At 67.7% G+C, this 11313-nt stretch carries 9 protein-coding genes; 7 read left to right on the top strand and 2 right to left on the bottom strand.

The window, feature by feature from the left end; translation table 11 throughout:
* Positions 1 to 516: 516 nt before the first annotated feature.
* The gene (locus DK459_RS21475) at positions 517 to 1350 is read left to right on the top strand and encodes a GyrI-like domain-containing protein (protein WP_006389506.1); all 834 of its coding nucleotides are present in this window, start codon (positions 517 to 519) and stop codon (positions 1348 to 1350) included.
* 73 nt (positions 1351 to 1423) lie between these two features.
* On the opposite strand, the gene DK459_RS21470 is transcribed toward DK459_RS21475, so the two are convergent.
* Entirely contained in the window at positions 1424 to 2320 is an 897-nt protein-coding gene (locus tag DK459_RS21470; protein WP_006389505.1) for a LysR family transcriptional regulator, read from the bottom strand.
* Between the two features lie 169 nt (positions 2321 to 2489).
* Here DK459_RS21470 and DK459_RS21465 point away from each other — a divergent pair, with 169 nt between their 5' ends.
* From DK459_RS21465 to DK459_RS21455, 3 genes are read left to right on the top strand one after another with little or no spacing between them, the layout of a single operon-like run.
* Positions 2490 to 3470, top strand: coding sequence for a tripartite tricarboxylate transporter substrate binding protein (locus tag DK459_RS21465; protein WP_049053545.1), 981 nt, complete (start codon positions 2490 to 2492; stop codon positions 3468 to 3470).
* 40 nt (positions 3471 to 3510) lie between these two features.
* Positions 3511 to 5568, top strand: a complete 2058-nt coding sequence (locus DK459_RS21460; protein ID WP_110135048.1) for a hydantoinase/oxoprolinase family protein — start codon at positions 3511 to 3513, stop codon at positions 5566 to 5568.
* Positions 5561 to 7291 carry a hydantoinase B/oxoprolinase family protein gene (locus tag DK459_RS21455; RefSeq protein ID WP_110135047.1) on the top strand — a complete coding sequence of 577 codons (1731 nt, stop codon included), beginning with the start codon at positions 5561 to 5563 and terminating at the stop codon, positions 7289 to 7291. The genes DK459_RS21460 and DK459_RS21455 overlap by 8 nt, the downstream gene beginning before the upstream one ends.
* Here the strand turns inward: DK459_RS21455 and DK459_RS21450 are convergent.
* Entirely contained in the window at positions 7278 to 8075 is a 798-nt protein-coding gene (locus tag DK459_RS21450; protein ID WP_006389501.1) for a GntR family transcriptional regulator, read from the bottom strand. The genes DK459_RS21455 and DK459_RS21450 overlap by 14 nt on opposite strands.
* Positions 8076 to 8306: 231 nt before the next feature.
* Here DK459_RS21450 and DK459_RS21445 point away from each other — a divergent pair, with 231 nt between their 5' ends.
* Genes DK459_RS21445 through DK459_RS21435 form a run of 3 tightly spaced genes read left to right on the top strand, consistent with a single transcriptional unit; the run spans position 8307 to position 11313 of the window.
* Positions 8307 to 9338: an ABC transporter substrate-binding protein gene (locus DK459_RS21445; RefSeq protein WP_024067325.1), complete on the top strand. Its 1032-nt coding sequence runs from the start codon at positions 8307 to 8309 to the stop codon at positions 9336 to 9338.
* A 56-nt stretch (positions 9339 to 9394) separates the two neighbouring features.
* Positions 9395 to 10450, top strand: a complete 1056-nt coding sequence (locus DK459_RS21440; protein ID WP_006389499.1) for an ABC transporter ATP-binding protein — start codon at positions 9395 to 9397, stop codon at positions 10448 to 10450.
* Entirely contained in the window at positions 10447 to 11313 is an 867-nt protein-coding gene (locus DK459_RS21435) for an ABC transporter permease (RefSeq protein ID WP_054431071.1), read from the top strand. The genes DK459_RS21440 and DK459_RS21435 overlap by 4 nt, the downstream gene beginning before the upstream one ends.

The following is an 11313-nucleotide window of genomic DNA, read 5'->3' as shown; positions in this document are numbered from 1 at the left end:
CCCCAACATCATCATCACCCCCCACTGCGCCGCCATCCCCGACCGCCAGGAACGCGCCCGCCACACCGCCTGGCTCATCACCGCCAACGAACGCGGCGAGGCCCTGCCCAACATCTACGACCCCGTTCGCGGCTACTGAAAACACCGCCAAGCACTTATCCACAGCCGGGGCGTTGCGCAAGAAAACCAAGGCCTGTGGAAAACCCGCTTTCCTCCCCCAGCGCCGGTAAAGTGAAATCAACAAGAGCCAGGAGCGCCGTGCCGAGGGGTGGGCGGGGCGTGTAGACGCGCCCGACGGAATCCGAAGGAGCCGCAGGCGACGAGGATGAGGATGGGGCAGTCCGGAGCGAACGCTCCGGACCGCAGTCGTAGCCCCGCCCACCCCTCGGCACGGCGCTCCTGGCGTCTAAAGAACGCCGCCTTCCACCAGCAAAAAAAAACTCCATCCACCCAACAAAAAAACCGCAAAATCTGCAAACCAAGGCCGCCTACATTGCTCCCCAAGGAGCCACGCAATTGAAACCCCAAACTCGCGCCACCTACGCCCACCGCCTGGACCCCGTCCTGCGCTGGCTGGCAAGCCACCCCGACGCCGACCCCGACCTCTACCAGTTGGCCGACCTGGCTTGCCTCTCGCCCTATCACTTCCACCGCGTCTACCGCGCCGTGATGGGCGAAACCGTGAACGCCACCGTGCAACGCATCCGCATGCATCGCGCGGCCGTCTCGCTGGGCAGCACCGGGGATTCCTTGCGTGACGTGGCGCAGCGCGCCGGCTATGAGTCGGACGCCGCCTTCAACCGCGCGTTCGGCGCGACCTTCGGCATCCCGCCGGGGCGCTACCGCGCGACCCGCTCCCGACCCTTCGACCCCAAGGAGCTAGGCATGTACCCCATCACCATCGAAACCTTCCCCGGCGCCGTGCTGGCCGCCCTGCCGCACCATGGCAGCTACCAGGAAATCGGCCCGGTCTTCACCCGCGCCTTCATGCTCGCGGCCAGCCGCGGCCTGGCGCGTCCCGAGGCCATCGGCTTCGGCGTCTACTTCGACGACCCCGAGCAGGTGCCGCCGGCCCAGTTGCGCTCGATGGCAGGCGTATCGGTCGCGCCCGACGCCGAGCTGGGCGACGAACTGGAACGCTTCGAGATCCCCGCCATCCGCTGCGCGGTGCTGACCTACACCGGCCCGTACAACGAGATGGACAAGCCCTACAACTGGATGTTCTCGGAATGGCTGCCCGCCAGCGGCATGGTGCCGGCGGACTTCCCCATGTTCGAGCAGTACCTGAACGACCCGCGCAGCACGCCGCCCGCGCAATTGCAGACGCGTATCTGCATGCCGTTGAAGTAAGCGCCGCAAGCCGCGCGATGGCCCGCGTTGACGCGGCCGTCGCGCGCGGCACAGGCGCGGCTTCGCGCCGCCGTTAGCCCAGCACGCCCGCCAGATATTGCCGCAGCCACGCATGCGCCGGATCGTCCTGGTAGCGCTCGTGCCAGTACAGCGACACCGTGATCGCCGGCAGGCTCAGCGGCGCCTTGAGCGTGACGATGCGCGCGCTGCCCGACATGGCCTTGGCGATGCTCACCGGCATCGTCGCGATCAGGTCCGAGGCCTCGACGATGAACGGGCACACCATGTAGCTCGACAGCGTCGCCACGATGCGGCGGCTGCGGTTCTGTCCCATCAGGATGCGGTCGATGGCCTTGCTGAAGTAGCGCGTGTGGGCCGCCAGGTCCAGGTGCCCGTAGCTCAGGTAGGCATCCAGGTTCCAGCGCTTGCGCAGACAGGGATGGCCTTCGCGCACGATGCACACTGCCGGTTCCTGGTACAGGAAGCGCGTGCGCAGGTCCGGCGCCGGGTCCGGAAAGTAGCCGGCGATCAGTTCCACATGATTGGTGTCCAGCATGCTCAGGCCGTGCTGCGGCCGCGCCGGCACGATCAACAGCTGGAAGTGCGGCGCATCCACCGCCAGGCGCGGAATCAGCTTGGGCAGCAGCGTGTATTGCACATAGTCGGTGGCATAGAACGACAGGCTGCGGGCCGAGTGCGCCGGGTCGAACACCTCGCGCGTGCGGGTGGCGCGGCGCCAACCTTCCAACAGCGGCAGAAAGCCCTGGTGCAGTTCGTGCGCGCGCTGCGTCGGCTGCCACGCGCCGCCTTCGCGCACCAGCAGCGGATCGCCGAACAGTTGCCGCAGACGGTTCATCGCGGCGCTCATGGCGGGTTGGCTGATGCCGAGTTGCTCGGCCGCGCGCGACACATTGCGGCAGGTCATCAATGCGTCGAAATGCACAAGCAGATTCAGGTCCGGATGCTTCACCGCCGCCCACCTATAAATGGCATCTATATCAATATAAACCGCAAGGACTGCTGGCGCGCGCCGGCCAGGCCTAGGATGTTCCCGTTGTTGCAGTGAACCCGAGGCAATGCCTCTCAGGCCCGGCGTCCATGATCGGGCCGCAAGGAAGTTCTATCAACAAGGGGAAGTCATGAACGCAGCGTTCATTCGCAGTTGCTGTCTTGCATTCGGGGCGGCCGCGCTGGCCGCCGCCGCGCTACCGGCCCGCGCCGAGTGGCCCGACAAGGTGATCCGCATCGTGGTGCCGTTCGCGGCGGGCGGGTCCACCGACCTGATCGCGCGCAAGATCGCCGAAGGCATGGGCCAGCGCCTGTCGGCCAACGTCATCGTCGAGAACCGGCCCGGCGCCGGCGGCACCGTCGGCACCGAATACGTGGCGCGCCAGCCGGCCGACGGCTACACCATCCTGATGGGCTCGGTCAGCACGCACGGCAGCGCGCCCTGCGTGTATTCGAAGCTGCCGTACGACGCGCTCAAGGATTTCACGCCGCTGACCGTCGTCGCCACCATTCCCAACGTCATGTCGGTGAACCAGTCGGTGCCGGCCAACAACCTGCGGGAGTTCGTGGCGCTGCTCAAGAAAGAGCCCGAGAAGTACTCGTTCGCCTCCAACGGCCAGGGCACCTCCAACCACCTGGCCGCCGAACTGTTCAAGAGCACGGCCGGCGTGTCGATGGTGCACGTGCCCTACCGCGGTTCGGGCCCGGCGTTGATCGACCTGGTGGGCGGCCAGATCAACATGATGATGGACGTGGTGATGACGTCCTATCCATACATCAAGGACGGCAAGATCAAGGCGCTGGCGGTGACCTCGCCGCAACGCTCGCCGATGCTGCCCGACGTGCCGACGGTGGCCGAGTCCGGCTACCCCGGTTACGAGGCGATGGTGTGGTTCGGCATGCTGGCCCCGGCCAAGCTGCCCGAGCCGCTGCGCGTCAAGTTGACCGATGCGCTGGCGCAGACGCTGCACGCGCCCGCCATGAAGGCCTATCTGGAACAACAGGGCGCGCAGGTCTCGGACGTGGCCGGGCCGGCCTTCGGCACCATGATCAAGAGCGAAATCGACAAATGGTGCGGCGTGGTCAAGCAGGCCGGCATCAAGCTGGACTGAGCGCGGCCGCGCCCTTCTTTTCTTTCAGGGAAGCACAAGCATGTATCGCATAGGGATAGACGTCGGAGGCACGTTTACCGACTTCACGATGATCGACGAAGATCAAGGCATCGTGCATTTTCACAAGGTGCCGTCGACGCCGTCGGACCCATCGGAAGCCATCGCCACCGGCATCGGGCAGATGCTGGCCAGTCACGGCGTGGCGCCGTCGCAGGTGTCGCACGTGGGCCATGGCACCACGGTGGCCACCAACCTCATCATCGAGCGCAAGGGCGCGCGCGTCGGCCTGATCACCACGCAGGGGTTTCGCGACGTGCTGGAGATCGGCCGGCAGACGCGGCCGCACCTGTACGACTACAGCGTCGGCAAGCCGCCGGTGGCGGTGCCGCGCGAGTTCCGCGCCGAAGTGGCCGAGCGCGTCAACGCGCAAGGCGAGGTGCTGACACCGCTGGATGGGGACGCGGTGCGGGCGGCGGCGCGGCGCTTTGCCGCCGCCGGCATCGACGCGGTGACCATCTGCTTTCTGCATGCCTACCGCAACCCGGCGCACGAGCAACAGGCCGCGCGCATCGTGGCCGAGGAAATGCCCGATGCGTATATCAGCCTGTCGTCTGACGTGCTGCCGGAATTCCGCGAATACGAGCGCCTGTCGACCACGGTGCTGAACGCCGCTGTGGGGCCGAAGATGGCGCGCTACCTGGAACGCTTCCTGCAGCGCGTGCGCGAGCTGGATATCGGCCACGAGCCGCACACCATCCATTCCAATGGCGGCCTGATGTCGATCGCCACGGTGCGCCAGTATCCGGTGCGCACCTGCCTGTCGGGGCCGGCCGCCGGCGTGGTGGGCGCGGCCGCGGTGGGCCGCGCCATCGGCAGCTTGAACCTGGTGACGTTCGACGTCGGCGGCACCAGCACCGACGTGTCGCTGATCTGCGATGGCCGGCCGCTGTTCACCTCGCATCGCCAGGTGGCGGGCTATCCGGTGAAGACGCCGATGGTGGACATCCACGTGATCGGCGCGGGCGGCGGCAGCATTGCCTGGCTCGACGACGCGGGCGCGTTGAAGGTTGGGCCGCACAGCGCCGGCGCGGTGCCGGGACCGGTGGGCTATGGCCGGGGCGGCACCGAGCCGACCATCACCGATGCCGAGATCGCGCTGCAGCGCCTGAATCCGGTGGCGCTGCTCAACGGCCGCATGCCGGTGCATGCCGAGGCCGCGCGCCAAGTGATCGACGAACGCGTGGCGCGGCCGCTGGGGCTGACGCGCGAGGCGGCGGCCGAAGGCATCCTGCGCATCGCGGCGGCCAACATGAGCCGCGCCATCCGCGCCGTGTCGACCGAGCGCGGCTACGACCTGTCGCAATTCGCCCTGTATGCCTATGGCGGCGCGGGGCCGCTGCACGCGGTCGAGGTGGCCGAGGAATGCGGCATCCCCACGGTGATCGTGCCGCAGGAGCCGGGCACCATGTGCGCGCGCGGCATCCTGCTCAGCGACATCTCGTTCGACTTCGTGCGCAGCGAGATCGCGCTGGCCAGCGCGGAAAGCTGGGACGGCGTATCGACGATCTTCGACGGGCTGCGCGATCAGGCCGAACGCTGGCTGGAAGAAGAACGCGTGGAACCGGCGCTGCGCCTGTACCGCACCGCCATCGACGCGCGCTACGAGGGCCAGAACTTCGAAGTGCAGGTGGCGCTGGACGATACCGGCGCCGGCGGCTACGCCGAGTTCGCGCGCCGCTTCGCCGAGGCGCACGAACGCGAATACGGCTACACCGTCGACGACCGCAAGGTGCAGATCATCAACTGCCGCATGCAGGCGGTGGGCCAGGTGGTGAAGGCGCCGCTGGCGCCGCGCCAGGTCGATGGCACGCTGGACGGCGCACGCATCGGCGAACGCCGCGCCTACTTCGGCGAGCGCCACGGCTGGCTGGATACGCCGGTCTATGACCGCGACCGCGTGCCCACCGGAGTGCGCTTCAGCGGCCCGGCGCTGCTGGAGGAAATGAGCTCGACCACCGTGGTCGGCGCCGGCCAGGACGTCGAGGTCGACGCCTACGGCAACCTGATCATTCGTTTGCAAGGAGGCTCCCATGCGTGAAGCCCATCAAGCCAATCAAGACAGCGGCGTTGCCCTGGCCGATCCGGTCGGCATGGAGGTGTTCTGCAACCGCCTGCTATCGATCACCGAAGACATGAACAACACGCTGGTGCGGGCCTCGTTCTCGACCAACATCAAGGAACGCAAGGACTGCTCGGTGGCGCTGTTCGACGCCGCCGGCCGGCTGGTGGCGCAGGGCACGCAGATTCCGCTGCACCTGGGCTCGCTGGACGGCGCCATGGGCGCGATCCTGCGCACCTTTGGGGCCGACCAGATCCGCGACGGCGATGTGTTCATCTGCAACGACCCCTACCTGGCCGATGGCAGCCACCTGCCCGACATCAACATCGTCACGCCAGTGTTCTGGGAAGGCACGCTGCGCTTTTTCGCCGCCAACATCGCCCACCATTCGGACGTGGGCGGCGCGGTGCCCGGCTCGATCGCCGGCGGCCTGAAGTCGATCTTCGAGGAAGGCATCCGCATTCCCGCCAGCCGTATCGCGCGCGCCGGCGAGGTGGACGAGGACCTGTTGCGCCTGATCTGCGCCAACACCCGCGACCCGGAGGAACGGGTGCTGGACCTGCGCGTGCAGATGGCCACCAACCGCCGCGGCGCGGCCGCCGTGCAGGGCCTGATCCGGCAGATGGGGCTGGAGGCGGTGCTGCGCTCGGTCGAGGACGTCATCACCTACACCCGCCGCCGCCTGCTCAACCGCATCGGCGAGCTGGCGCAGGGCAGCTACACCTTCCGCAGCGACCTGGACGACGACGGCATGGGCGGCGATCCGGTGCCGATCCAGGTGACGCTGACGGTCAGCCGCGACCGCCTGCATTTCGATTTCGAGGGTTCCGGCAAGCAGGCGCGCGGCGCCATGAACCTGCCGTTCAACGCGCTGCGGGCCTGCGTGTATTACGCGGTCAAGGCGCTGCTGGATCCGGACCTGGCGCCCAACGCCGGCCTGTTCGACCCGATCAGCGTATCGGCGCCGGTGGGCACCATCACCAACCCCGAGCATCCGGCGGCGGTGGGCGCGCGCTCGATCACCGCGCAGAAGGTCGCGGGCGCCATCTTCGGCGCGTTCCGCGGCCTGCTGCCGGCGGAAAAGACCATGGCGTCCAGCAACGACTGCTGCCCGGCGATCGTGTTCTCGGGCCGCTGGCGCGAGCGCGCCGGGCACTTCGTCTACCTGGAGACGCTGGGCGGCGGGGCCGGCGCGCGCTTCGATGCCGACGGCATGGACGCGGTGCACGTGCACATGACCAACACGTCCAACCTGCCGGTGGAGGCGCTGGAAAACGAGTATCCGCTGCTGATGGACGAGTACGCCATGATCCCCGATTCCGGCGGCGCCGGCCGCACCCGCGGCGGCATGGGTATCGCCAAGCAGATCCGCGCGGTCGGACCCGGCATCGTCTTCTCGGCGCGCTCGGACAGCCACACGGTGGGCGTGGCCGCCGGTGTCGATGGCGGCGCCGACGGCCGCCGAGCGCGGCTGGTGCGCAATTTCGGCACGCCCGCCCAAGAGGAGCTGTTCTCCAAGACCGCCAACATCACGCTGGCGCCGGGCGAGAGCGTGCGCATCGAGACCCCGGGCGCGGGCGGCTACGGCCCCGCGGCCGAGCGGGCCCGCAACCGCATCGAGCGCGACCTGGCCGACGGCAAGATCAGTCCGGAAGCGGCGCGCGCGGCCTATGGCTACGAAGCCCCCACTACGCCACGTTGAGCGACATCGAGTACTTCATCTTGTCATGCGGAAAAGTGGTGATCGTGGCCAGCAGCAGCACCCCGCCGCTGCCGTAGTAGCGGCGGGTGATGACGAAGCCCGCCGTCTGCGGTTCGACCTGGAGCTGTCTGGCGATCCCCGCCGCGATGGGCGTGGCCGAGAACTCCTGGTTGACCTCGTGGATGCGGTTGCCGAAGTGGTCCTCGATCAGCCGCAGCAGCGAAATGCGCGGCTGAATGTCGGCGCGCAGGTCGGAATGCGCCGGATCGGCGTAGATCAGCGTGCACGCCACCGGCGTGTCCTGGTCGCCCAGCGTCTTGATGGAGTTGATGTGCAGCCACGGCTGGCCGGGCTCGGCGCCCAGGCTCTCGGCCAGCCGCTTGGTGAGCTTGATGGTGCGCACGTCCTGCACCAGCAGCGCGGCGTTGCGCGCGTATTGCAGCAGGTCCGGGAACTGCGAGATGCGTTGGGTGAAGCGGGTGCTGGCGTGGGCGGTCTCGACGCGCGTGCCGACGCCGGGGCGGCGCGACACCATGCCGGCCACCGTCAGCATGCGGATGGCCTCGCGGATGGTGTGGCGGCTGGCGCCGAATTGTTCGCACAGTTCGTGTTCGGTCGGCAGCAGCGTCATGACCGGGTAGCGGCCGCTGCCGATGTCGCGCGCCAGCTGCTGGTAGATGCTTTTGTAGCGCGGGCCGCCAGCCTCGTCGTCCGGCCCCGTGGCCTGGCCGCGGGCCTCGCGCGCGGCGGCCGGGTCGGACGCGCGTTCGGAGGATCGGGTCATGGGGGTGGCTCCTTTTCTCGTTCTATCGGGGTTTGTACGGACAATAACCCATTGACAGGGCCTGCCCCGCGGATCCATTATTTGTCCGGACATTCATGTACGGACAAATTGTACGGCGGACATGAGGTCGCGGGGCAAGCGGGTCCGCATTTTTTTCTGCGGCGAGTCCATCCCCGGATTCAGGCAGCACCGGCAGTTCTTGCAGTTCTTTTCCAATAAACGGGGGTTTTCATGGGCAAGGTACTCGCAGTCCTGGCGGCGGCCACGGTGGCCGTCGGCGTATGCGCCACGGCGCAGGCGCAGCAGAAATTGGTGGTGGCCGGCTACGGCGGCTCGTTCGAAGACATCATGCGCAAGGACATCTTCCCGCCCTTCGCCAAGCAGCATGGCGTCGAGCTGGATTACGTGGCCGGCAACTCCACCAACACGGTGGCGCGCCTGCAGGCGCAGAAAAGCAACCAGCAGATCGACGTGGCCATCATCGACGACGGCCCGATGTATCAGGCTATCGCGCTGGGCTTCTGCGCGCCGATCCAGGGCCTGCCGGCCGACGATATCTACGGCACCGCGCGCTACAAGGACGACAAGGCCGTGGCCATCGGCATCGTCGCCACCGGCATCATGTACAACAAGAAGGTCTTCGACGAGCGCAAGTGGGCCGCGCCCACCTCGTGGAAGGACCTGAAGGATCCCAAGTACAAAAAGCAGCTGGTGGTGCCGCCGCTGAACAACACCTACGGCCTGCACACGCTGGTGGAATACGCCCGCGAGGGCGGCGGCGGCGAGAAGAAGATCGACGCCGGCTTCAAGACCTTCAAGGACGAGGTCGGCCCCAACGTGCTGGTGTACGAACCGTCGCCGGGCAAGATGACCGAGCTGTTCTCCAGCGGCCAGGCCACCATCGCCGTGTGGGGCAGCGGCCGCGTCAAGGCCTTCGCCGACACCGGCTTCCCGGTGGGCTTCGTCTATCCGCAGGAAGGCGCCTACGCGCTGCTGTCGTCGGTGTGCCCGGTGGCCAAGCCCAATGCCAATCCGCTGGCGCAGGCCTTCGTCAATTACCTGGTCAGTCCCAAGGTGCAGGAGCAGCTGGCCAGCGCCTACGGCTACGGCCCCGTCAACAAGCAGGCCAAGGTGGCCGACGATCCGCGCGTGCCGCTGCCGATCGGCAAGCGCGCCACCGACCTGATCGTGATCGACTGGGACACCGTCAACCAGAACCGGGACGACTGGAACAAGCGCTGGACGCGTGAAATCGAGCGCTGAGGTTTCGTACACCAGCACGCAACGGCGGCGCGGGCGCGCCGCCAGCGGGAGCATCCATGAGTTATCTCGTATTGAACCGCCTGTCCAAGCGCTACGGCGACCTGACGGCGGTCGAGGACCTGAGCCTGTCGGTCGAACGTGGCGAATTCATATCGCTGCTGGGGCCGTCGGGTTGCGGCAAGACCACCACGCTGCAGATGATCGCCGGGTTCGTCGAACCCAGCGGCGGCAGCATCGTGCTGGACGGCAAGGACGTCAGCAGGACGCCCGCGAACAAGCGCGGGCTGGGCATGGTGTTCCAGAACTATGCGCTGTTCCCGCACATGACCGCGGCCGAGAACGTGTCGTTCGGCCTGGAGATGCAACGGGTCGGCAAGGACGAGCGGCAGGCGCGGGTGGCCGAGGCGCTCAAGCTGGTGGGCCTGTCGCATCTGGCCGACCGCCACCCGGCGCGCATGTCGGGCGGCCAGCAGCAGCGCGTGGCGCTGGCGCGGGCGCTGGTGATCCGCCCCAGCGTGCTGCTGCTGGACGAGCCGCTGTCGAACCTGGACGCCAAGCTGCGCGAGGAAATGCAGCTGGAACTACGCAGCATCCAGCGCACCGTCGGCACCACCACCATCCTGGTGACGCACGACCAGTCCGAAGCGCTGGCGCTGTCCGACCGCATCGTGGTGATGAACCAGGGCCGGGTCGAGCAGGTGGCCGAGCCGTTCGCCGCGTATGAAGGGCCGTCGAACCGCTTCGTCGGCGGCTTCCTGGGCAAGGCCAATGTATTCACGCCCTCGCCGCAGTCTTATGACGGCGAGGTGCGGGCGCGCATCGGCGAGGCCCACATCGCCATGGACGGGCAGCCCGTGCCGCAGGGCGCGGTGATCGTGCGACCGGAAAAAATCCTGTTCGCCGAGGCCGGCGCCTGTGCCCTGCCCGGCCGCATGAAGACGCGCGTGTTCCAGGGCAACCACTGGCTGTGCCAGGTCGAGACCTCGGTGGGCGAAGTCATGGTGATCCGCCAGAACGATGGCGTGCCGGTGCCCGCCGAGGGCGAGACCGTGCACCTGCGCTGGCGCGCGCAGGACATGTGCGCGGTGGCCGGCCAGGAGCCGGCAAAATGAGCGCGCGCGCCAACCCCTGGCTGCTGAGCGCGCCGGCGCTGGCGGTGTACGCCACCTTCCTGGTGGTGCCGATGGCGCTGGTGCTGCTGATCAGCTTCTTCGACTTCCAGTTCTACGGCGGCATGCAGGCCACCTTCACCTGGAAGAACTACATCGAGATTTTCAGCGACGGCTATTACTACGAGATCTATGCCCGCACCTTCGGCGTGGCGGCGCTGGTGACGCTGGCATGCCTGGTGCTCGGCACGGCCGAGGCCTACGTGCTGTCGCGCATGGCCAATCCGTGGAAGGGCCTGTTCCTGATGGTGGTGCTGGGGCCGCTGCTGATCTCGGTGGTGGTGCGCACGCTGGGCTGGGCGCTGCTGTTCGGGTCCACCGGTCTCATCAACAAGGCGCTGATCGGCATCGGCCTGATCGCGACGCCGATCGACCTGATGTACAGCAACCTGGGCGTGGGCATCGCGCTCACGCACGTGCTGGTGCCGTTCATGGTGATCTCGGTGTGGGCGTCGCTGCAACGGATCAATCCGTCGACCGAGGCCGCCGCGCTGTCGCTGGGCGCCAGCCAGTTCACCGTGATCCGCCGCGTGATCGTGCCGCAGGTCATGCCGGGCATCCTGTCGGGCTCGATCATGGTGTTCGCGATGGCCGCCAGTTCCTTCGCCACGCCCGCCATCATCGGCGGCCGGCGCCTGAAGAACGTGGCCACCGCCGCCTACGACGAGTTCCTGAACACGCTGAACTGGCCGCTGGGCGCGGCGCTGGCGGTGGTGCTGCTGCTGGCGACCGTGGTGGTGCTGCTGTCGGCCAACCGGCTGATCGAGCGCCGCTATGGCGCGGTCTTCAATCCGTCGGGGGCCTGA

The organism is Achromobacter sp. RW408, from assembly GCF_003184165.1.
Taxonomy (GTDB): Bacteria; Pseudomonadota; Gammaproteobacteria; order Burkholderiales; family Burkholderiaceae_B; genus Achromobacter; species Achromobacter xylosoxidans.
The sequence above is the reverse complement of the archived record's forward strand: the minus strand, read 5'-3'. Positions and strand labels throughout refer to the sequence as shown.

What these genes read in the sequence shown, in the direction of transcription:
- DK459_RS21465 (WP_049053545.1), top strand. Translation starts at nt 2,490, where the DNA reads ATGAACGCAGCGTTCATTCGCAGTTGCTGTCTTGCATTCGGGGCGGCC.
- DK459_RS21460 (WP_110135048.1), top strand. Translation starts at nt 3,511, where the DNA reads ATGTATCGCATAGGGATAGACGTCGGAGGCACGTTTACCGACTTCACG.
- DK459_RS21455 (WP_110135047.1), top strand. Translation starts at nt 5,561, where the DNA reads ATGCGTGAAGCCCATCAAGCCAATCAAGACAGCGGCGTTGCCCTGGCC.
- DK459_RS21450 (WP_006389501.1), bottom strand. Translation starts at nt 8,075, where the DNA reads ATGACCCGATCCTCCGAACGCGCGTCCGACCCGGCCGCCGCGCGCGAG.
- DK459_RS21445 (WP_024067325.1), top strand. Translation starts at nt 8,307, where the DNA reads ATGGGCAAGGTACTCGCAGTCCTGGCGGCGGCCACGGTGGCCGTCGGC.
- DK459_RS21440 (WP_006389499.1), top strand. Translation starts at nt 9,395, where the DNA reads ATGAGTTATCTCGTATTGAACCGCCTGTCCAAGCGCTACGGCGACCTG.
- DK459_RS21435 (WP_054431071.1), top strand. Translation starts at nt 10,447, where the DNA reads ATGAGCGCGCGCGCCAACCCCTGGCTGCTGAGCGCGCCGGCGCTGGCG.